This is a genomic window from Acinetobacter suaedae (assembly GCF_008630915.1).
GTDB lineage: Bacteria > Pseudomonadota > Gammaproteobacteria > Pseudomonadales > Moraxellaceae > Acinetobacter > Acinetobacter suaedae.
In genome coordinates, this window is sequence record NZ_CP043909.1 from 3,212,727 (window position 1) to 3,233,483 (window position 20,757).

The 20,757-nt window shown below is 40.4% G+C and carries 20 protein-coding genes and 2 tRNA genes; 6 read left to right on the forward strand and 16 right to left on the reverse strand.

Going from position 1 to position 20,757, the window contains the following annotated elements; translation table 11 throughout:
• Nucleotides 1-57 precede the first annotated feature (57 nt).
• Together F2A31_RS14975 and F2A31_RS14980 are read right to left on the reverse strand one after the other, a co-directional pair.
• On the reverse strand, nucleotides 58-1,101 hold the full coding sequence (locus F2A31_RS14975) for a methionine synthase (RefSeq protein WP_150027340.1): 1,044 nt from the start codon (nucleotides 1,099-1,101) through the stop codon (nucleotides 58-60).
• Between the two features lie 27 nt (nucleotides 1,102-1,128).
• Nucleotides 1,129-2,112: a DUF1852 domain-containing protein gene (locus F2A31_RS14980; protein WP_150027342.1), complete on the reverse strand. Its 984-nt coding sequence runs from the start codon at nucleotides 2,110-2,112 to the stop codon at nucleotides 1,129-1,131.
• Between the two features lie 276 nt (nucleotides 2,113-2,388).
• Here F2A31_RS14980 and F2A31_RS14985 point away from each other — a divergent pair, with 276 nt between their 5' ends.
• Complete coding sequence (locus F2A31_RS14985) at nucleotides 2,389-3,153, forward strand: AraC family transcriptional regulator (RefSeq protein ID WP_150027344.1); 765 nt, start codon at nucleotides 2,389-2,391, stop codon at nucleotides 3,151-3,153.
• A gap of 96 nt (nucleotides 3,154-3,249) precedes the next feature.
• A complete protein-coding gene (leuA, locus tag F2A31_RS14990; RefSeq protein WP_150027346.1) occupies nucleotides 3,250-4,944 on the forward strand; it encodes a 2-isopropylmalate synthase in 1,695 nt (564 codons plus the stop codon).
• A gap of 218 nt (nucleotides 4,945-5,162) precedes the next feature.
• Here leuA and guaA read toward each other — a convergent pair whose 3' ends face one another.
• Nucleotides 5,163-6,731 carry a glutamine-hydrolyzing GMP synthase gene (gene guaA / locus F2A31_RS14995; protein WP_150027347.1) on the reverse strand — a complete coding sequence of 523 codons (1,569 nt, stop codon included), beginning with the start codon at nucleotides 6,729-6,731 and terminating at the stop codon, nucleotides 5,163-5,165.
• Between the two features lie 447 nt (nucleotides 6,732-7,178).
• On the opposite strand from guaA, the gene F2A31_RS15005 reads away from it, so the two are divergent.
• Complete coding sequence (locus tag F2A31_RS15005; protein ID WP_171490687.1) at nucleotides 7,179-8,405, forward strand: DUF445 family protein; 1,227 nt, start codon at nucleotides 7,179-7,181, stop codon at nucleotides 8,403-8,405.
• Between the two features lie 69 nt (nucleotides 8,406-8,474).
• On the opposite strand, the gene F2A31_RS15010 is transcribed toward F2A31_RS15005, so the two are convergent.
• Nucleotides 8,475-8,897, reverse strand: a complete 423-nt coding sequence (locus F2A31_RS15010; protein WP_150027351.1) for a DoxX family protein — start codon at nucleotides 8,895-8,897, stop codon at nucleotides 8,475-8,477.
• 233 nt (nucleotides 8,898-9,130) lie between these two features.
• Here F2A31_RS15010 and F2A31_RS15015 point away from each other — a divergent pair, with 233 nt between their 5' ends.
• Nucleotides 9,131-9,769, forward strand: a complete 639-nt coding sequence (locus F2A31_RS15015) for a DedA family protein (protein WP_150027353.1) — start codon at nucleotides 9,131-9,133, stop codon at nucleotides 9,767-9,769.
• A gap of 30 nt (nucleotides 9,770-9,799) precedes the next feature.
• On the opposite strand, the gene F2A31_RS15020 is transcribed toward F2A31_RS15015, so the two are convergent.
• The 5 genes from F2A31_RS15020 to F2A31_RS15040 form a co-directional block, all read right to left on the reverse strand.
• Nucleotides 9,800-10,390, reverse strand: coding sequence for a LysE family translocator (locus F2A31_RS15020; RefSeq protein WP_150027355.1), 591 nt, complete (start codon nucleotides 10,388-10,390; stop codon nucleotides 9,800-9,802).
• A gap of 212 nt (nucleotides 10,391-10,602) precedes the next feature.
• The gene (locus F2A31_RS15025) at nucleotides 10,603-10,989 is read right to left on the reverse strand and encodes a hypothetical protein (protein WP_150027357.1); all 387 of its coding nucleotides are present in this window, start codon (nucleotides 10,987-10,989) and stop codon (nucleotides 10,603-10,605) included.
• A 9-nt stretch (nucleotides 10,990-10,998) separates the two neighbouring features.
• The gene (locus tag F2A31_RS15030) at nucleotides 10,999-11,841 is read right to left on the reverse strand and encodes a ParA family protein (protein WP_150027359.1); all 843 of its coding nucleotides are present in this window, start codon (nucleotides 11,839-11,841) and stop codon (nucleotides 10,999-11,001) included.
• An 81-nt stretch (nucleotides 11,842-11,922) separates the two neighbouring features.
• Nucleotides 11,923-12,315: a SirB2 family protein gene (locus F2A31_RS15035; RefSeq protein WP_017395391.1), complete on the reverse strand. Its 393-nt coding sequence runs from the start codon at nucleotides 12,313-12,315 to the stop codon at nucleotides 11,923-11,925.
• 9 nt (nucleotides 12,316-12,324) lie between these two features.
• Entirely contained in the window at nucleotides 12,325-12,633 is a 309-nt protein-coding gene (locus F2A31_RS15040; protein ID WP_017395392.1) for a BolA family protein, read from the reverse strand.
• Between the two features lie 190 nt (nucleotides 12,634-12,823).
• Here F2A31_RS15040 and F2A31_RS15045 point away from each other — a divergent pair.
• Both F2A31_RS15045 and F2A31_RS15050 read left to right on the forward strand, forming a co-directional pair.
• Nucleotides 12,824-12,899: transfer RNA gene (locus tag F2A31_RS15045), tRNA-Gly, on the forward strand.
• A gap of 45 nt (nucleotides 12,900-12,944) precedes the next feature.
• Nucleotides 12,945-13,020 (forward strand) — tRNA-Gly (locus F2A31_RS15050).
• 46 nt (nucleotides 13,021-13,066) lie between these two features.
• Here F2A31_RS15050 and F2A31_RS15055 read toward each other — a convergent pair.
• The 7 genes from F2A31_RS15055 to mmsB all read right to left on the reverse strand — a co-directional run bounded on the left by F2A31_RS15055 (nucleotide 13,067) and on the right by mmsB (nucleotide 20,744).
• Nucleotides 13,067-13,531, reverse strand: a complete 465-nt coding sequence (locus F2A31_RS15055; RefSeq protein WP_150027361.1) for a GNAT family N-acetyltransferase — start codon at nucleotides 13,529-13,531, stop codon at nucleotides 13,067-13,069.
• Between the two features lie 146 nt (nucleotides 13,532-13,677).
• Entirely contained in the window at nucleotides 13,678-15,030 is a 1,353-nt protein-coding gene (locus F2A31_RS15060) for an MFS transporter (RefSeq protein WP_150027363.1), read from the reverse strand.
• Nucleotides 15,031-15,148: 118 nt separating this feature from the next.
• On the reverse strand, nucleotides 15,149-16,174 hold the full coding sequence (locus F2A31_RS15065; protein WP_150027365.1) for an enoyl-CoA hydratase/isomerase family protein: 1,026 nt from the start codon (nucleotides 16,172-16,174) through the stop codon (nucleotides 15,149-15,151).
• Between the two features lie 13 nt (nucleotides 16,175-16,187).
• Nucleotides 16,188-16,961, reverse strand: a complete 774-nt coding sequence (locus tag F2A31_RS15070; protein WP_150027836.1) for an enoyl-CoA hydratase — start codon at nucleotides 16,959-16,961, stop codon at nucleotides 16,188-16,190.
• A gap of 21 nt (nucleotides 16,962-16,982) precedes the next feature.
• Nucleotides 16,983-18,110: an acyl-CoA dehydrogenase family protein gene (locus F2A31_RS15075; protein ID WP_004956740.1), complete on the reverse strand. Its 1,128-nt coding sequence runs from the start codon at nucleotides 18,108-18,110 to the stop codon at nucleotides 16,983-16,985.
• 11 nt (nucleotides 18,111-18,121) lie between these two features.
• Nucleotides 18,122-19,771 carry an AMP-binding protein gene (locus F2A31_RS15080; RefSeq protein WP_150027366.1) on the reverse strand — a complete coding sequence of 550 codons (1,650 nt, stop codon included), beginning with the start codon at nucleotides 19,769-19,771 and terminating at the stop codon, nucleotides 18,122-18,124.
• An 82-nt stretch (nucleotides 19,772-19,853) separates the two neighbouring features.
• Entirely contained in the window at nucleotides 19,854-20,744 is an 891-nt protein-coding gene (gene mmsB / locus F2A31_RS15085; protein WP_150027368.1) for a 3-hydroxyisobutyrate dehydrogenase, read from the reverse strand.
• Nucleotides 20,745-20,757: the final 13 nt, after the last annotated feature.

The following is a 20,757-nucleotide window of genomic DNA, read 5'->3' on the forward strand; positions in this document are numbered from 1 at the left end:
CCTATTGATGATCAACGACCTTCAAAAGTAACCCTTTACTCACTCTACTGATAAATATTAGGCAGTAAGATCAAAACCCGTGAGTTCTCTACGAACAATTTCTGCACCTGCACTTAAAGCATTTAACTTGCCGCGCGCAACTTCACGAGAAAGAGGTGCCATACCACAGTTTGTGCAAGGATAAAGCTTATCAGAATCAACAAACTGCAACGCTTTACGGAGCGTATCAGCAACTTCTTCAGGTGTTTCAATCTGGTTAGTTGCTACATCAATCGCTCCAACCATAACTTTTTTACCGCGAATCAATTCAAGTAAATCGATTGGCACACGAGAGTTATGACACTCTAGCGAGATGAGATCAATATTAGAGGCTTGCAGTTTTGGAAAGGTCTCTTCATATTGACGCCATTCTGATCCCAATGTTTTTTTCCAGTCGGTATTGGCTTTAATGCCATAACCATAGCAAATGTGGACCGCAGTTTCACATTTTAGACCTTCAATGGCACGTTCTAAAGTCGCAATACCCCAGTCATTTACTTCATCGAAGAAGACATTAAATGCTGGCTCGTCAAACTGAATGATATCAACACCTGCAGCCTCTAGCTCTCTCGCTTCTTGGTTCAGAATCTTGGCAAATTCCCAAGCAAGTTTTTCACGGCTCTTGTAGTGACCATCATATAGTGTATCAATCATGGTCATTGGGCCTGGTAACGCCCATTTAATCGGTTGATCAGTTTGCTGACGAAGGAATTTGGCATCTTCAACAAATACTGGCTTTTGACGAGACACTGCGCCGACAACAGATGGTACGCTTGCATCATAACGATCACGAATTCGAACAGTTTCGCGTTTCTCAAAATCTACACCATTTAAGTGTTCAATAAATGTGGTCACAAAATGTTGGCGAGTTTGTTCACCATCGCTGACAATATCAATGCCAGCAAGTTGTTGTTCATGCAAAGATAAGCGTAGCGCATCTTTTTTGCCTTCAAGCAATCCTTCATTTTCTAATTTCCAAGGCGACCAAAGCTTTTCAGGCTCTGCAAGCCAAGACGGTTTAGGTAAGCTGCCTGCAGTTGAGGTTGGTAATAATCTTTTCATCGTAAATGACCTTATATCTTTGTTAAATTAAAGTGCGTAATTTGCAGACCACTGCTCAAGAATTGTTTGGTATGGCTTGATAAATTGTTCTTCAACAAATTTCCCTTGTTCAATCGCAAGTCGGCTACGCTCTTCTCGGTCATACACGATTCGAGTGAGTGAATAATCTTGATGCTTTAAGCTAGGTTGATAAAATTTGCCTGCTGCAGAATTGGCATTGTAAATTTCAGGACGATAAATCTTTTGGAAGGTTTCCATCGTGCTAATCGTGCTGATCAATTCAAGATTGGTATAATCACCTAGTAAATCACCTGTAAAATAGAATGCCAAAGGTGCAACACTATTTGGTGGCATAAAATAACGAACTTTTAAGCCCATTTTTTGGAAATACTCATCGGTTAACGAGTATTCCTCTTGCTTGTATTCCACACCTAAAATCGGATGCTGATTCTCAGTACGATGATAGACTTTACTTGTTGAAACACTTAAACAAATCACTGGCGCTTTTTTAAAGCTAGCTCGGTAAACTTCTGAGTTGACGAAACTTTTGAAGAGATTGCCATGCAACTCACCAAAGTTTTCTGGTGTACTAAATTCAGACTGATTTTTATTGTGATCTAATAACAACACACTAAAGTCATAATCGCGTACGTAAGAAGAAAAATTATTCCCAACAATACCTTCAATACGTTCATTTGTCGTTTTATCGACAATATTGGTTTTCAATATTTCAATTAAAGGTAGTGCATTGGTACGACTTTCAGCATCAAGATTCATCTCAACAGAAATGATTTCGAGTTCCACAGAATAGCGATCACTATTCGGGTTATCCCAATGAGCTAGGGCATTAAAACGATTATCAATCATTTTTAACGTGTTGCGTAAGTTCTCTTGACGACCTTGTCCTCTAGCCAAATTCGCAAAGTTGGTGGTAATGCGTGTATTGTCTGAAGGACGATAGTTTTCATCGAAACGAATACTTTTAATCGTAAATTTAAATTCTTTACTCATTGTGATCTGCACCCTAATTCCGAGATAAAACTTGAATTTCTTTATGAGGAGATTTATACCTGATTCACAACATGAATAAAAATGATTTAGTTTCATAGAAAAGTGAGTAAAATTCATCTTTTAAAATTTATATTTATTAACAATGAGTTATTTTAATATCCTCTTCTTAAGACTTAATGAATAACAATTAAACATATAACTTTTTGTATTATTAAATATTCATAATCATGCAGAATATAAAAAAACTTTTTTAATACTTAAAGGAATAAAAACACAGTGCATTATTCCCATGGTCAATTAAATTATTCTATTTACGCATATGCACAGTCATACGCCGATGGGCATATGGAGGTAACTCACCAACATGATCGCATCCAATTATTGCATACACTTTCTGGGGTCATTCATGTTCAAACGGCTGAAGGTATTTGGGTAATTCCACCATCTAAAGGAATTTGGATTCCTGAAAACAAAGAGCATTCAATTACTATATTTGGTGAAGTTGAAGCGAGAGGAATATTCGTAGATCCCTTTGCTCGTGCAGACTTCAACACTCAATGCTGCGTTGTGGCTATCCCAAGACTACTTTCAGAATTGATTAATCAAGCTGTAGAGATTAAGGATGACATCTTACCTCATACAAGAAATGAACGGCTTTTAGAACTCATTTTAGATGAATTAAGATTTCTAGAAGAAATCCCCTTTCAGTTACCAGAAGCACAATCTCAGGTACTCAAAGAAATTTGTCAGAATATTAAAGCAGATCTGTCTATTGTAAATAATTTAAAAAATATTGCATTACAATACCATTTAAGCACCAAAACACTTTCAAGACTATTTCAAAAAGAGTTAAACATGAGTTTTAGTGTATGGCTTCGGCAGGCAAAATTATTACAAGCATTGACTGATTTAGAAATGAAAAAACCTATATTAAATACTGCCTTAGATCTAGGTTATGAAAGTCCTAGTGCCTTTTCCTATATGTTCAAAAGAGAAATGGGAATGACACCAACAGAATATTTAAAGAAAAAATCCAAATGAATATTGTCTCTTCCTCGATAGTATTTGTCTTTTAGTCGAAGGAACACCACAAATCAATGACTCATGATGATAGCAGTGAAATATAGAGAAAGCATCATGTTAAGTCATCCTCAAAATAAATATCGTGCCTTTAAATTTTTAGATTTTCCTGAAAGAACTTGGCCCAGTAGCAAAATTACTCATCCACCAATTTGGTGCTCTACAGATTTAAGAGATGGCAATCAAGCATTAGCCAACCCAATGGATCATGATAGAAAGCTAAAATTCTTTAAATTACTAATTGAAAGCGGCTTTAAGCAAATAGAAGTAGCATTTCCCGCTGCTTCAGAAACTGATTTTAATTTTGTTCGATATCTTATTGAACAAAATATGATTCCAAATGATGTTTCTATTCAAGTTATGACCCAAGCCAGATCAGATTTAATTGAAAGAACTTTTGAGTCTTTAATTGGGGTGAAGCAAGCGATTATTCATATTTACAATGCAACCGCCGAAGTATTTCGGAGAATAGTTTTCCAAAAATCTAAACAGGAAATTATTGAGCTAGCCGTTAGTTCAACAAAACAAATTAAGTCTTTATGTCTAAAGTATCCAGAAACAAAATGGACCTATCAATATTCTCCAGAAACCTTTTGCTTTACAGAAATTGAGTTTGCTCTGGAGATTTGTGAAGCTGTTGCTGAAGCTTGGGATCCTACCCCCCAAAACCCTATGATTATTAACTTACCCACAACAGTGGAAGTAAGTATGCCAAATATTTTTGCAGATCAAGTTGAATATTTCTGTAAACACTTTTCTAAGCGAGAGCTCGTTTGTATCAGTATTCATCCACACAATGATCGAGGCACAGGTGTGGCAACGGCTGAATTGGCTTTACTCGCAGGGGCAGATCGAGTGGAAGGCTGTTTATTTGGTAATGGTGAACGTACAGGTAATGTTGATCTCGTTAATATAGCTTTAAATATGTATACACAAGGAATTTCTCCTGAACTTGATTTTTCTGATATCAAAAACGTTGCAGAAGTTGTCAAGGAATGTAATGAATTGCCGATACATCCCCGCCATCCTTATGTTGGTGAATTAGTGTTTACAGCTTTTTCAGGAAGTCATCAAGATGCAATTAAAAAAGGTTTTAAAGCCAGAGATACTCAAGATCATCCTTTCTGGGAGATTCCTTATTTGCCTATAGATCCAGCTGATTTAGGGTCTAATTATGAAGCTGTTATCCGTGTCAATAGCCAGTCTGGAAAAAGTGGGGCGGCTTGGATACTACAGCAAAATCACGGTATAAATTTACCGAAAAACTTGCAAAAAGATTTTAGTCAGATTGTACAAAAGGTAACTGATAAAAATAATAGAGAACTAACTCATGCTGAAATATGGGCTTTATTTCGCGAGGAATATGGCGTCAGCTCGAATCAAAGGGAATTTAAACTCATAAATTATCAATCATATAAACTAGAGGATGTGTATAAGATCGAAATGTCTATTGACGTAGAAGGAGAACTTTTACAGATTTCAGGATATGGGAATGGATTACTATCTGCGTCGGTCAAAGCTTTAAATCTGGAATGGCCCTATCAAATTACAATTGCCGAATATTATGAACATACTCTAGGTAAACATACCAATAGCCGATCAATTAGCTATATTCATTGTATAGACTCTACGGGAAAAGCATATTGGGGAGTTTCAATTGATACAGATATTGCAGCAGCATCAATGCAAGCACTACTGAATGCTTTCTTAAAGTTTCATAATTTGAATTATCAGAAAATTAAAACTCATTGAATACTTCAAAATTTATTTATAGATACTGAAAAGCCGACTTGGAAAAGTCGGCTTTTCTTGATGAGAATTAGCAATCTCTACTACCACGAGCGTCTTGCACTTCGTTTTAAAGTTTCACTTTAAAACTCATTAATGGCGTAAAATCGGCAATATGCGTTGCATTTTGAAATTCTACTACCGCGTGCATAGCTCTTGGCGTAATTCAGGCAATCCCTGAATCACTCCCATTCAATCGTCGCTGGTGGCTTAGATGATACGTCATATACCACACGTGAAACATCTTTGATTTCATTCATGATACGGGTAGAGATCTTATCAACCAACTCGTATGGCAAGTGAGCGAAACGCGCTGTCATAAAGTCAACAGTCTCAACGGCACGAAGTGCAATCACCCATGCATAACGGCGACCGTCACCCACAACACCCACTGATTTCACAGGTTGGAATACAGCAAATGCTTGTGCAGTCTTGTCATACCAACCGCTTGCACGAAGCTCTTGCATAAAGATGTCATCTGCAAGACGAAGAATATCAGCATATTCTTTCTTCACTTCACCCAAGATACGCACGCCCAAACCTGGACCTGGGAATGGATGACGATAAATCATGCTATGCGGCAAGCCTAATGTTGTACCCAATTTACGTACTTCATCTTTGAACAAGTCACGTAATGGTTCAACAAGGTCAAAAGCTAAGTCTTCTGGTAAACCACCCACGTTGTGGTGTGATTTGATGACGTGCGCTTTACCTTGTTTGCTTGCAGCAGATTCGATCACGTCAGGGTAAATCGTACCTTGTGCCAAGAATTTTACGCCATCTAATTTGCGTGCTTCTTCAGCAAATACTTCGATAAACTCACGACCAATGATTTTACGTTTTTTCTCAGGATCAACCTCACCCGCCAAAGCCGTCAAGAAACGTTGCTCGGCATCCGCACGAATCACACGGATCCCCATGTTATCTGCGAACATCTGCATCACTTGATCGCCTTCATTTAAACGAAGTAAACCATTGTCTACAAATACACAAGTCAACTGGTCGCCAATCGCTTTATGCAACAGTGCAGCAACCACAGATGAGTCCACACCACCCGATAAACCTAATAAAACTTTTTCATTACCGATTTGCTCACGTAACTGTTCTACACGTAAATCGATAATATGTTCAGGTGTCCAAAGACCACGACAACCACAGATTTGATGAACGAAGTTCGAAAGTAATTCTGCACCTTTCGCTGTATGCGTCACTTCTGGGTGGAACTGCACGCCGTAGAAACGACGTTTTTCATCGCTCACCGCAGCAAATGGGCAGCTTGGTGTACTTGCTGTTACTTGGAAACCTTCTGGAATCGCGCTGACTTTATCGCCATGGCTCATCCATACATGAAGTTGGTTCTCACGATCTTGTAATTTTCCGATTAATTGGTCACGCACCAAAATATCGACTTCTGCATAACCAAACTCATGTACTGTACCCGGCTCTACTTTTCCGCCCAGTTGTTCAGACATGGTTTGTAAACCATAGCAAATACCTAAAACAGGCACGCCTAATTCAAATACGATCTGTGGTGCACGTGGACTGCCTTCTTCATGCACACTCTCAGGTCCACCTGATAAAATAATCCCGTTTGGATTAAATGCACGGATGTCTTCTTCAGACATATCATATGCATACATTTCAGAATAGACACCTGCTTCACGTACTCGACGTGCAATGAGCTGGCTATATTGAGAGCCGAAATCCAAGATAAGGATACGATCTTCAGTAATTTGAGTATTGGTCGTCATGGCTAATCAGAATGGCAAATGAAATAAGCGCCATATTCTAACATTTTTCACGCTTTGGCGCATCGCAATTCATCACCTATCTGCTTTTTTAGTTATTGCGTACTGTTAGCCCTGATATTTAAGTTAAAAATTTGCAAGCCAACCGATAAAAAGAGAGCCAAATCAACATTTCTAGCGAATTCTGCTCAACACAAAACAAAAATTGGTGCTAAGATGATGTGGCGAAAATTTGCATTACCAAGGAAAGGTACTCAATTATCGTCATCGTTTCCTTCTAAATAACGGATTTCGATGTCCTTGAGAAAAAGGAAACTAAAGGGGACTGAAAGCCTAACTTTATTATTGGTGAATGACCAATACCCCAACCATATTCACTATCATCTATGGCTTGCTTCATGACAAGCAACAATTAGGACTTGAAGGACCAATAAAATAATGTTTCAAGAAATGATTGCGGATTTTCAACAGAATTTCTGGTTATATATTTCCATCCCATTTATCAGTGGTTTAATTGGCTATGTGACGAAAGTCGTTGCTGTTCAAATGATGTTTTCACCACTTGAATTTAAAGGCTTTAAATTACTTGGTTTACCTATTGGGTGGCAAGGGATTGTTCCACGCAAAGCTGAAAAAATGGCGACCACAGCTGTTGAGCTAATGACCTCAAAGCTGATCAAACCAGAAGAGATTTTTGCTCGGCTCGATCCAAAACGCATCGCACAAGAAATTGAAAAACCGCTCATGGCGGCGGCAGAAGACATTACCCGTGAAGTTGCACAACAATACCAACCTGGTTTATGGGAAGGTATGCCAGAGTTTGCGCGTCAAAAGCTCATTAAACGTGTACAAGCCAAAGCGCCTGAGATTGTTGAACATATTATGGGCGAAGTACAAAAAGATGTGGCTAAGTACTTTGATATTAAACATATGGTGGTCAACAACCTGCTCAAAGATAAACGCTTACTCAACGAAATCTTTAAGAAAGTCGGCAAACAAGAATTTAAATTCTTTAGCAATGTCGGCTTTATTTTTGGTTTCGGGATTGGTGTAATCCAAATGTTCTGTTGGGTCGTAACGCAAGGTCAATATCCTTGGATGCTACCACTGTTTGGTGGATTCGTCGGTTTCTTTAGTGATTGGATTGCTTTGCAAATGATGTTTAGACCCCTACACCCAAAGAAGGTGATGGGCTTTACATGGCAAGGTTTATTCATTAAACGCCAAAATGAAGTTGCTGCAGATTATGCTGCCTTGATTTCTAAACAATTACTTACCTCTCGTAACATGATGGAAGAGCTTTTTTCAGGTACACATTCTGATAAAGTGATTGAATTGGTCAGCCGCCATGTGAAACAAGAAATTGATTTACAAGCTGGTGTGGTTCGCCCACTAGTGGTGTATGCAATTGGCGGTGAGAAATATCAAAACCTGAAAGCAGACGTTGCTGAACGTATTTTGCAACAACTACCAGAAACGATGCGTTATGTAGAATCTTATGCTGAAGATGCTATGAATGTACGGAATACCTTGGTTGAACGTATGCAAAAGCTCAGTCCTGAAGAGTTTGAAGGCATGCTCCGCCCTGCCTTTAAAGAAGATGAGTGGGCACTAATCGTCGTCGGTGCAGTACTCGGCTTTATGGTGGGTGAAATGCAAATTTTGTTTATGCTTTAAACATAAAAACCCAAGCAATACAAAAAAGGAAGCTTTGCTTCCTTTTTTGTATTTTAAGCGGGTTACAGATTAATTTTCTATTTTATGATCTAAGCTCAAACGCCCAGCACCATACAACATCAAATAAAATAAACCACCAGCCATCGCTAAATTCTTCATAAAGTTGATTTGTTGTGCCTGATCATCTGCACCATGAAAGATAAAAGCGGTCAGAATACTAAATACACCTAAACCAAAGGCAGCAAAGCGCGCTTGGAAACCAAATAACAACGCTAAACCACCACCAAATTCAACAAGAATGGTCAACGGTAATAAGGCAGCAGGTACACCCATTGCTTCCATATAACCTGCTGTCGCGCTATATGCAGTAAGCTTGCCCCAGCCAGCAACAATAAAGATATATGCCATGAGAATTCGCGCAATCAAAGTCACGACATTCTCGACACCAGTTTGCATCACGATATTTTTGACAACAACATTTGGATTAAACATAATTGGTTCCACACTGTTTATTTTTTAACATTGCAACAGTGTATATACGTTTAATTTTGCAATAAACATAATATTAGTTAATGCATCGTTCTATATTTGAAACAAAAGAGTGAAATCAACTCCTACTCCCTTCTTTTACGTCAACCCCTGTTACCAATTAACTTGCTTTTTATACTGACATTCCACCTACGCACTGCTAGGATTTAGCTCAAATTTATAGCGTTAACATTTTCATGGAACTCATTGATTTTATTCTACACGTTGACCAACACTTGCTCGAATTTATTAATAATTATGGCGTATGGATATATGCCATTTTATTTTTAATTATCTTCGTTGAAACAGGCTTCGTGGTCATGCCTTTTTTGCCTGGGGATAGCCTCCTTTTCGCTGCGGGTGCATTAGCCGCATCAACGGGTGTAATGGATCCATGGGTACTTGGTATTTTATTATTTATCGCAGCCGTATTAGGTGATACTGTTAATTATCATATTGGGCACTATATTGGTCCTAAAGTATTTGAAACCAATTCCAGATTTATTAACAAACAACACCTACTGAAAACCCAACAGTTCTTTGAACGTCATGGCGGAAAAACCATTATTTTCGCTCGCTTTGTGCCTTTTGCACGTACCTTCGCTCCGTTTGTAGCAGGTGCAGGAAGTATGAATTATAAATATTTTCTGACCTACAATGTGATTGGGGCGTTCTGCTGGATTACTTCATTTATCACATTAGGTTATTTATTTGGCAACATGCCGATCGTCAAAGATAATTTCACCCATTTAATTTTTGGTATCATCATTATTAGTATTTTGCCTGGAGTAATTGGCTTTGTGCGTCAAAAGCTAAGCCAACGTAAGACCCCTTAATGCCATCATGCATATGACTACACTTTGCGTTTAAAATACGCGGAAAACCATAGGCAACATACAAATAATCAATAACATCGCCGATCCTTTATATAAATGATCGGCTTTAATTCCAGCAAAACTTCCGGTCAACAAAGCACGTCCAAACACCATCCAAAATATTGAAACCGGAATGAGAATTAAACTAAAGATCGCAAATACGATAGCCGCATTTTGAACAGAGCTCCATGCTTCTGTTGGAAAAATTCCTGCAGCGAGCAATACTGTTTTTGGATTTTTTAAGGTTGATACAAACAGTTGAGTAGGACGAATGTGTTGGTGGCGTTGATCATGTTTCTGTAGATGAGAGCTTTTCCAAAGATGAAATGCCATCCACAGTACATATAATAAGCTGCCAATATGCAGCATCACATCAAAAGCAGGCCAAATCGGTTCAAAGAGATGAATAAATAGCGCCCATAAACTGATGCCGTAAATATACCCCAACCATTCCACGGGGATAAAAACAAGCGTCTTTGGAACACCTTGTTGGTGGGTTGCACTGGCAAGCATAGCATTGGTTGGACCAGGGATAAGTAATACCGCCAGCATCGCCAAAACAAAAAACCAACTCTCAATCATAGATATACCGAACAGCCATACATGGGCGCCACGATAAACGAATTTAGGGCTAACAAACAAGCGCTAAGCAATGGGCAATAAAGGCTGAAAGAGAAAACAATGGATTAAATAAACAATAAACATTTGATTTTTATTATTTTTATATGAAACATTTTGCTAATATTTAGTTTTATCGCCACAGTCATCCATGGCGATAAATAGACGAAAACCAATTAATTTGTGCGTTGTTTCACAATAATCGGACAACCTTTAAATTGGGCGGCTTGTACGATTGCATCTTGTTGACCCAGTACTTTCGCCAATTCAGTGTTCTTGGTATTCATTGACTGCCCCATATTCACAGAAACAGAAGGACCAAAGCCCCAACCGCCTTTGCCCCAACCACCGCCAAGGCCAACGCCAACCCCAACACCTGTACGTTTTGGTGTCTGCACACCATTATCAATATAGTGTTGGATACGATTGTACTCAGCTTGCAATTGTTGGCAGTTCAAAGCTTGATATTGAGTAGGAGAAACATAAGCGGGTTTAACCGTCGATGCACAAGCACCCAATAACAAACTGACAGCCAAAACTGGCATCCAATATAAGCGTTTCATAATATTCTCTTATTGCTTCGATTCAATTTCATTGAACAAAGTGACATAAGCAAGGGTCAATTTGTGTTCAGATGCCAAATGAATCAACGGTAAATTCTTTTGATGTGATTCTTTCATCAATACAGATGGTGGCAACATACTTTCAAGTACAGGCAAACCATCATCTTTTAACTGTTGAACCACTTCACGTGGTAATTTTGCTTGAGATTGATATTGATTGACCACAATCCCTTCAATCTCTAGGCGATCATTATGATCATCTTGGGTTTCGATCACATTTTCAATCAAAGTTTGTAACGCACGTTTAGAAAATACATCACAATCAAATGGAATCAACACGCGATCGGCCGCAATCAATGCCGATAAAGTAAAGAAATTGAATGCCGGTGGAGTATCGATAAAAATACGATCATAACGCGCGCTCAGTGATTGAATCGAATCACGCAATTTATAGATTTTGTGTTTACTTTCTAGTGCATGTTCTAGTGTGCCCAAACTTGGGCTTGCTGGAATCACATCTAAATTTGCAAAGGATGTACGATGTACATAACTGTCTAGACCTTTGCCACGAGGCACTTTCAGAATTGAACCTAAGGCATTGCCAATCAAGCTTTTTTGTTGGGTTGCACCCAATATATCTTCAAAGAAGTTTTCAATATTTGGCTCTAGCGCTGCTTTATCTGCAGAATATGTTGCATCTTCACCCAAAAGGTATTGGCTTGAGTTTGCTTGTGGATCAAGATCAATAACCAGCGTTCTAAGCCCTTGTTGAGCGCTAATTGCAGCTAGATTGATTGTAATACTTGATTTCCCCACACCACCTTTTTGGTTAAATACCACACGCGTTAACATGATTTCCCTCTACAATATTTTTTGTAAACTGCACGCAGTTTAACCTAGAGCCAAAACAATTACTAAAACAATGTCCAACAATTACGCAAAAACAGGTTTGATCATGACTAAACCTAAAGTACCTATCAAAGCAACTGCACCGATGATAATACCTGCACGGCGTTGTACCAGTAAAATACTGTCGTCTTTACGAAAAGCTTTGATCAAGGATGAACATAACACGATGAATAAAATAACTTTGGCATAAAACCAAGGTTGCACATCAAAGTTTTTCATTACCAATAAAATCACTCCCGTAATCAAAATTACAGTCAAGGATAAATGCTGCATCGCCACTAAACTTTTACGTGCTATTGGATTCGGCTGTTCGTCTTTAACACCGACAAATAAAGTAGCAGCACGTGCCACGAATGCAATGATTAACAAACTCACTGCCGACATATGAATAATTTTAGTCAGTAAATGTGCGTCCATGATCAATCCTTATTGTTTAGGTGCATGTGCACAGTCTGGGCTTGCAGGTGCTTGTCCTTGCCACTCACTTGGTACATAGGCATGAATTGCAAGTGCATGTATTTTTCCAGGACTCATTAATTCTGCAGCAACCGCATAAATTTTCTGATGACGTTGAACTAAACGTAAGCCTTGAAATGCTTCACTCACCACAATCACTTTAAAGTGGGACTCTTTCCCTGGAAAATACCCTCCATGCCCAGCCGATTCATTGATTACCTCAAGATGACTTGGGGCAAGGCTTTGTAAGCGTTCAATCAATTGTTGTTCTAAGTTCATCAGTCACTCTATTAAGGTCAGATCTAGATTGCCCATTAGTATACATCACCCATAGATTGGTTAAACTTTTGTGCAAAATTTTGCTTTTTTCTATTTTTGATCACGAAAATGCTTTTATTTTATGCAATTAAGCCAATTCTCTGCATAAAGTTGTTGACCCTTATTTTGCTTAATGTATTATAGCTGGCACGCGGGAATAGCTCAGTTGGTAGAGCATAACCTTGCCAAGGTTGGGGTCGCGAGTTCGAGTCTCGTTTCCCGCTCCAGATTGGTTTTTTTAAGTGTAAGTTTTCGTAAAAACTGCTCAATATGCGGGAATAGCTCAGTTGGTAGAGCATAACCTTGCCAAGGTTGGGGTCGCGAGTTCGAGTCTCGTTTCCCGCTCCAAATTTAAAAAGCCCTAGTCGAAAGATTAGGGCTTTTTTTTTATTGTTTAAATTGAATTCTCACTGAGTCTTCGTTCCATTTTAAAACCTATCAATTTTTCATGTTCATATGTTTCTTCCAATATCACAAACTCTTTGCTTTCATAAAATTTCCTAGCGGTGAGCGTTGATTCAAGCTTAATTTTATCAATCTGATAAGAACTAGAAAGAGAAATGATAAAATCAACCATTGCACTTCCTATACCATCGCCTTGATAATCAGGTAAAACATAATTTAGAAGGATGACTCCACCTTTAGACATCAAAATAAAACCTACAATCTTATTGTCCTTTTTGTACACATACGAATAAGAGTTGTTTATCCAATTAATTATATTTTCTTCAGTTTTATTCGATAACCATTCATCAATAACATTTTGATTATTATCATGATCTAAAGAGCAAGATTCTATACTTTGCTTGATAACATTTAAAATTTCTTTTGAATCTTGCTGTTGAGCAATCTCGATCATATTTGAAACTCAAACAATTCTTAGTACTAAAGTTTAATTCAATAAATCATACTTGTAATCATGAGTTCAAATTACGTTTACGACGTCAAATTTAAAAAGCCCTAGTCGAAAGATTAGGGCTTTTTTCTTATCTATAGATTTCACAACTAGGATTGATCAGTAATCTTCGTTTTTAAATCTAGTTCATTTGATTGCTGATAAGTTTGCGCAATTCGATCGCGTGGCATAAAAGTTGTCGCAATAATTGCAACCATCGCCATCGAACCAATATAAATCATAATCAAATATGGATTACCACCGCCGACACTCAATAACTTGGTTGCAATCAATGGTGCAATACCACCACCCAATACGCCTGCCAACTGCACTGAGATCGAGATGCCACTATAACGAATTTCAGCAGGGAACTGACGTGCAAACAGTTGAGCTTGTGGCGCATACATAATCGGGAACACCACACCAATTGCCAATACAATCGCAGTCCATACCAGTACGGGGTCTTTGGTATTGAGCATACTAAAGAATGGATAGCTAAACAGTGCCAGCACACATAAGCCAAACATAAACATATTGCGTTGACCAACCCGATCGGACAGATGTCCACATAAAGGTGTCATAAACAAAATCACGGCTGCACCACAAATGGTAGCAAACAAAATATCTTGTCGCGGAATACCCAATTGGGTCGTGGTATAAGCCAAGGTAAATGTTGATGCAATATAAAACCATGCGTTTTCAGCAGCACGTGCCACAATAATCGTAATCAGCTGTTTTGGATGTTGTTTAAAGACTTTTAAAGCAGGAACTTTAATATTTTCAGCGTGTTGCTTAACCTTCTCAAAGTCAGGAGATTCAGGCACTTTGACACGGATATACCATCCTACACCCAGTAAAACGATACTTGCGAGGAATGGAATACGCCAGCCCCAACTAAACAATGCTTGTTCGGGCAGTAAGGACACCAAGCCAAGCGCTATTGAGGCCAACATTAAACCACCACCGGTACTGGCTTGAGGCAAGCTGCCCCAAAACCCTTTTTTGCCGTCAGGTGCATGTTCAACCGCCATCAGCACTGCGCCGCCCCACTCACCACCCATTGCCATACCCTGAATAAAGCGCAAGATCACTAAACAAATCGCAGCCCAATAGCCGATTGTTTCATAAGTGGGTAACAATCCAATCAATACGGTGGGAATACCCATCAACATTAGAGTCAGTAACAACATGGACTTACGCCCGATCTTGTCACCAAAGTGACCAAATACTAGGCCACCTAAAGGTCGTCCGATGAAACCCACTGCATAAGTACCAAATGCAGCAAGTACACCTGTCAGTGGATCAAGATTAGGAAAAAACAATTTGTTGAAAATCAGTGCTGCTGCCGCACCATAAATAAAAAAGTCATACCACTCGATGGTGGTACCAACCATGCTAGAAATCCCTGCCAATCGATGTGACGACTTTTTAGGGGACGAACCGTTTCCATCTGTTGCTTGCATCACAATTATCCTTATTTAGATCTTTTTGTTTTAACTTTGACGCTTATGGACAACCCTGACCATAAGCGTTTTAACGCTCTATAGTTCTGTGAGCTTTTGTTATTTTTATCAGGTGAATTTAGCTCAGCTTTTCTAATATTTGCTCCAGTTCTGGATTGGCTTGTTTCCATTGTGGTTGTTTATCTTTATCGACAATCAGTGCACGCACGCCTTCAATAAAGTCACCATGCTCAAACCAAATATCCTGTAGATCGCGCTCAAGTTGCATACACTGTTGCAAGGAAAGTCCACGACCTAAATATTGTAGTTTCAAACTGGTTTGTTTCGCGCTGAATGAACGCTGTTGCAAAATGTTGAGCATCTTGTCCGCCCATGCTTTTAAATGCTCATCTTGTTCATTTGCAAGACTCTGCTCAATCTCATCTAAATGTTGGAAACCAAAATGTTTACGAATCGCTTCAGCCAATTGCTTTAATTCACTTTCAGCAGGACGAGTAATAAATTGAGCAATAACGTGTTCAATTTCTTCTTTGCTTAAACTTGACGCCTCAACCAAAGCTTCTTGCAAAGCTTGAAGCTTTTCGCTCGGCACATGGTAGTCAATCAAATCTAGATAGAGTGCATCACTGCTACTGATTTGCTCACCTGTAATCGCCATATACACACCTATGTCATCCAAACGCGATAGGAAATGGGTAGCACCGACATCTGGGAAAAAACCAATCGCTGTTTCAGGCATGGCAAAGCGTGATTTTTCACTACTCACAATGATGTGGCAGGCTTGCGCTAAGCCAAAACCACCACCAAGCACATAACCATCGAGCAGAACGATAACAGGTTTTTGGTACTCACGTATGGTGGTAAGCATCTTATATTCAGCACTAAAATAACCCTGATGATCTGTCGTGCCCAGTTTATAACTGTCATACAGATAGCGAATATCGCCTCCTGAACAAAAGGCTTTCGGGCTGTTCGATTTGATTAAAATCGCTTGGATAGCAACATCATCTCGCCAAAGTTCAAGTTGAGTTTGAATCCCCTCTATCATCTCTAGCGATAATGCATTCAGGTGTGTCACTCGATCTAATGTGATCATGCCCAGACCACCTTGTTGCTCAATCATTAAGTGATGTACTGTATTCATTTTTATAGATCTCTTATTTATTTTTAAAATTGGCTTGCCGTTTCTCTACAAACGCTTGCATGCCTTCTTTTTGGTCCGCAGTGGCAAAAATAGAATGGAACATACGTCGTTCGAATCTTAATCCTTCGGTTAGATTGACCTCGAACGCACGGTTAATCGTTTCTTTCAACATCATATTTGCAGTAAGTGAGCGTGTCGCAATTTGTTCAGCGGCTTGTAAGGTTTGTTCAAGTAACTCTTCTTTGTTGAATACACGTGCAACTAAACCGCTTTGCTCTGCTTCGACAGCACCCATTTGCCTCGCAGTCAAACACATTTCCATGGCTTTGGCTTTACCAATCGCATGGGTTAAACGTTGTGTTCCACCAATGCCTGGAATTACGCCCAAAGTCACTTCAGGTAAGCCGAACTTGGCATTATCAGCGCAGTAGATAAAGTCACACATCAGTGCCAATTCACAGCCACCACCCAAAGCATAGCCACTCACCGCAGCAATCAAAGGTTTACGGCGTTGGGCAATACGATCAGCAAGATGGAAAAAATCATCAAAATAAATATCAGGAAAATTCAGCTGCGCCATTTCCTTAATATCCGCGCCGGCTGCAAAAGCTTTTTCTGAACCTGCCAACACGATACAACCAATCTCACGATCCTTTTCCAGTTGGTCGAGAGCTTGATTCACTTCACTGATCAATTCACTGTTTAGCGCATTTAAAGCTTTAGGACGATTGAGGGTAATTAACCCAACACCATTACGCTTTTCTAATAAAATAGTTTGCCACTGCATCATTCAATCCTTGTTTGAGTTTTATAGACTACGTGCGATCACTAAACGTTGAATATCGCTAGTACCTTCATAAATCTGACAAATTCGTGCATCACGATAAATTCGCTCGATTGGAAAATCTTTCAGATAGCCATAACCACCAAAGACCTGTAAGGCACTTGAACAAACACGCTCTGACATTTCAGAAGCAAATAATTTCGCCATCGATGCTTCATTCAAACAAGGCTGACCCGCTTCTTTGAGACGTGCAGCATAATGAACCAGTTGTCGTGCAGCTTCGATCTCTGTTGCCATACTGGCAAGGCGGAAGGCAATCGCTTGATGCTCGAAAATTGGTTTACCAAATGTCAGACGTTCTTTGGCATAGTGCGTGGCTTCTTCTAAAGCTGCACGTGCTAATCCCACTGCCTGTGCCGCAATCCCGATACGGCCACCTTCTAAATTGGCAAGTGCAATTTTCAGACCCTCGCCTTCTTTACCCAACATCAAACTTTTATGCACACGCACATCGGTCAAAGCAATTTGACAGGTATCTGAAGCATGTAAACCTAATTTCTCTTCGACACGAATGACCTCATACCCCGGTGTATCACGTGGCACGAGAAAGGCACTAATACCCTTTTTACCTGCGCTTGGGTCAGTCACAGCAAAGACGATAATCACCCCTGCATTATGACCAGAAGTAATAAACTGCTTTGCACCATTGAGAATATAATCATCACCGTCTTTCACCGCGCGGGTTTTGATGGCTGCTGCATCTGAACCGGTATGGGGTTCTGTTAAAGCAAATGCGCCGATCATTTCGCCTTGAGCTAAGGGCTTTAAAAAGCGTTCTTTTTGCTCGTCATTACCAAACTTTAAAATAGGTACACAGCCCACCGAATTATGCACGCTCATAATGGTCGAGGTCGCACCATCTGCTGCTGCGACTTCTTCGAGTGCCAGTACATAAGCCAAATTGCCCGTATCTGACCCACCCCATTGCTCTGGGACTAGCATCCCCATAAAACCAAGCTGCCCCATCTGGGCTAACGCAGCTTTGGGAAAGGTGCCATCTCGATCCCAATCACTGGCATTCGGTTTAATTTGTTCTTGGGCGAAGCTTTTCGCCATATCACGAATTAACAATTGTTCTTCGGTAAATTGCATCGTTATTTCCCTTACCCTGCTTTTGCTTGTTGTTTCGCAATTTCCTGATTACGCAATAAAAAACGTTGGATTTTACCACTCGGCGTCTTCGGTAACTCTGTGACAAACTCAATCAAACGCGGATATGCATGCGCAGAAAGACGTTTTTTCACAAATTGGCTTAATTCTTCTGCCAAAGCAACCGTAGACTGTACGCCTGCCGCTAAAATCACAAAGGCTTTGACCAGTTCGGTACGATCTGGGTCAGGCACACCAATCACCGCAGCTTCAATTACCGCATCATGTTCAAGCAAAGCACTTTCAACATCAAATGGACCGATGCGATAACCCGATGTGGTGATCACATCATCGCTACGTCCCACAAAACTCATACTGCCATCGCTGTGTAATTCAGCAGTGTCACCTGTTAAGTAATAATTGCCAACAAAAGGTGATTTACGGCTTTCTTTATACCCCCCAAACCACATCATTGGCGACTGGCTGATATCCACCGCTAAAATTCCAGCGGTGTCTGGCGGAAGCTCTTCGCCTTGCTCATTGACCACGGCAACCCGATAGCCCGGACTTGGAAAACCTGCTGCACCTGCACGTATTTCATGGCTTAAACCGTGATGGTTACACACCACCATACCCACTTCAGTTTGTCCGTAATGATCATAAATCGGTGCATCTAAAACTTGTTTAAACCAGCGAATCACTTCTGGATTCAGCGGCTCACCTGCACTACTGACCACACGGAATTGTCCTTTTAACGGCGCCATTTGTGCTGGATCAGCTGCCATCATCATACGATAGGCCGTTGGTGCACCTGCCAAGTTGGTGATTTGATAATCCTTGACGATTTGACACAAACTATCTGTACTGAATCCACCTTCATAGAACAATGTCGCATGTCCCAAGAATAACGGCCCAGTAATCGCATAGTACAAACCATATGCCCAACCCGGATCAGCAATATTCCAAAAGGCATCATCTTCAGTTAAGCCAATCGCATCTTGCATATAGCGACCAAATGCAATCAAGGCTTTTAGTGGAACTTCGAGCGGTTTGGCAGGTCCAGTGGTTCCTGAGGTAAACATCAATAAGAACGGATCATGCAAATTCCGCATGACTAATTCGCATTGATCAGACTGCTGATTCAGCTCCTGCCAAAAATTAAAATCGCTGGCCTTGAGCGCTGAACCTTCTGCATCAGCAACGGTCACGATAGCTGGACATTGTTCAACTTCATCGAGCTTGCTGCGATTGCCCACATCCGTCACCACTAACTTACTTTGTGCAAGTTGAATGCGATGCTCAATCGCTTTTGGCCCAAAGGCCGTAAACAGCGGTTGATATACCGCTCCAATTCGCCATGCGGCTAAAATCGTCACGATCAGTTCAGGCGTTCGTGGTAATAAACCCGAAATACGATCGCCTGCCTGTACACCTCGTGATTTTAGAAAATTGGCAAATTGACTGGACCACTGTTTTAGTTGAGCAAAGCTATATTGCTCCTTACGTCCATCTTTGCCTTGCCAGTACAAAGCAACTTTTTCACCGTCTACATGTCGGTCACAACACTCAAAGCATGCATTGAGTGCATCCAACGAACCTGACAACATGTGTTGAGCCGTATTTTCAAAATTAAATGTCTGTGCCACATCGTTATAATTCAACATTTCTATTCCCTCAGTCTGGATTTGTAGTTATTCACGACAGAGTTGCATTTATGAGTTTACAAGCCATCCAATGGCTTGATGTTTAAACTTGTTCTGGAAGATATTGCTGGATAATGCTGGAGAAATCCAAATGCGCATTTCCACGCATGCACATCTGCTGATATAGCTGCTGCACCATACCACCTAACAAAATAGGCTGTTTGACCTGACCCGCTGCTTCGACTGCGAGACCTAAATCTTTCAGCATTAGTTGTGTCGCAAAACCATCTTGATAGCCACGTGAAGCAGGTGCATTTTCATTGATATGTGGCCATGGATTACAAATCTCTGAACTCCAGCAACGACCACTTGAGGTGTTCACCACACCTGCCAATGCTTGCGGATCAATCCCCAGTTTCGCACCCAATGCCATGCCCTCTGCCACAGCAGCCATCGAGATTCCAAGAATTAAGTTATTGCAAATCTTGGCAATTTGTCCTGCACCAACCTCGCCACAATGAATGACATTCTTGCCCATGTGGCTGAGCACAGGTTTGACTTCCTCAAAGGTCTGATCATTGGCACCCACCATAAAAGTGAGAGTACCTGCTTGCGCGCCAATAGTGCCACCCGACACAGGCGCATCACAGATGTGAATATTTTTACTTTGCGCAAGCGCAGCGATATCTTTGATGGTCTGTGGATCAATGGTACTGCTATCAATGCACAATGCCCCTGCCTTCAAGACTTCCAGCACGCCCTCCTCACCGAGGTAAACCTCTTTGACATGCTTGGCTGCTGGTAACATGGTGATCACCACATCTGCTTGTTGGGCTGCTGCTTGTGGACTGTCGCAGACCACACCACCCGCTTCAGCAAAGTGCTGATTCGCCACTTCACTGAGATCATAACCATAGACTGTAAGTCCTGCTTTGAGCAGGTTATGGGCCATTCTGCCACCCATATTTCCAAGACCGATAAAGGCGATATTCATCCCTGATTCCCCC

What these genes read in the sequence shown, in the direction of transcription:
- F2A31_RS14975 (WP_150027340.1), bottom strand. Translation starts at nt 1,101, where the DNA reads ATGAAAAGATTATTACCAACCTCAACTGCAGGCAGCTTACCTAAACCG.
- F2A31_RS14980 (WP_150027342.1), bottom strand. Translation starts at nt 2,112, where the DNA reads ATGAGTAAAGAATTTAAATTTACGATTAAAAGTATTCGTTTCGATGAA.
- leuA (WP_150027346.1), top strand. Translation starts at nt 3,250, where the DNA reads ATGTTAAGTCATCCTCAAAATAAATATCGTGCCTTTAAATTTTTAGAT.
- guaA (WP_150027347.1), bottom strand. Translation starts at nt 6,731, where the DNA reads ATGACGACCAATACTCAAATTACTGAAGATCGTATCCTTATCTTGGAT.
- F2A31_RS15005 (WP_171490687.1), top strand. Translation starts at nt 7,179, where the DNA reads ATGATTGCGGATTTTCAACAGAATTTCTGGTTATATATTTCCATCCCA.
- F2A31_RS15010 (WP_150027351.1), bottom strand. Translation starts at nt 8,897, where the DNA reads ATGTTTAATCCAAATGTTGTTGTCAAAAATATCGTGATGCAAACTGGT.
- F2A31_RS15015 (WP_150027353.1), top strand. Translation starts at nt 9,131, where the DNA reads ATGGAACTCATTGATTTTATTCTACACGTTGACCAACACTTGCTCGAA.
- F2A31_RS15020 (WP_150027355.1), bottom strand. Translation starts at nt 10,390, where the DNA reads ATGATTGAGAGTTGGTTTTTTGTTTTGGCGATGCTGGCGGTATTACTT.
- F2A31_RS15025 (WP_150027357.1), bottom strand. Translation starts at nt 10,989, where the DNA reads ATGAAACGCTTATATTGGATGCCAGTTTTGGCTGTCAGTTTGTTATTG.
- F2A31_RS15030 (WP_150027359.1), bottom strand. Translation starts at nt 11,841, where the DNA reads ATGTTAACGCGTGTGGTATTTAACCAAAAAGGTGGTGTGGGGAAATCA.
- F2A31_RS15035 (WP_017395391.1), bottom strand. Translation starts at nt 12,315, where the DNA reads ATGGACGCACATTTACTGACTAAAATTATTCATATGTCGGCAGTGAGT.
- F2A31_RS15040 (WP_017395392.1), bottom strand. Translation starts at nt 12,633, where the DNA reads ATGAACTTAGAACAACAATTGATTGAACGCTTACAAAGCCTTGCCCCA.
- F2A31_RS15055 (WP_150027361.1), bottom strand. Translation starts at nt 13,531, where the DNA reads ATGATCGAGATTGCTCAACAGCAAGATTCAAAAGAAATTTTAAATGTT.
- F2A31_RS15060 (WP_150027363.1), bottom strand. Translation starts at nt 15,030, where the DNA reads ATGCAAGCAACAGATGGAAACGGTTCGTCCCCTAAAAAGTCGTCACAT.
- F2A31_RS15065 (WP_150027365.1), bottom strand. Translation starts at nt 16,174, where the DNA reads ATGAATACAGTACATCACTTAATGATTGAGCAACAAGGTGGTCTGGGC.
- F2A31_RS15070 (WP_150027836.1), bottom strand. Translation starts at nt 16,961, where the DNA reads ATGCAGTGGCAAACTATTTTATTAGAAAAGCGTAATGGTGTTGGGTTA.
- F2A31_RS15075 (WP_004956740.1), bottom strand. Translation starts at nt 18,110, where the DNA reads ATGCAATTTACCGAAGAACAATTGTTAATTCGTGATATGGCGAAAAGC.
- F2A31_RS15080 (WP_150027366.1), bottom strand. Translation starts at nt 19,771, where the DNA reads ATGTTGAATTATAACGATGTGGCACAGACATTTAATTTTGAAAATACG.
- mmsB (WP_150027368.1), bottom strand. Translation starts at nt 20,744, where the DNA reads ATGAATATCGCCTTTATCGGTCTTGGAAATATGGGTGGCAGAATGGCC.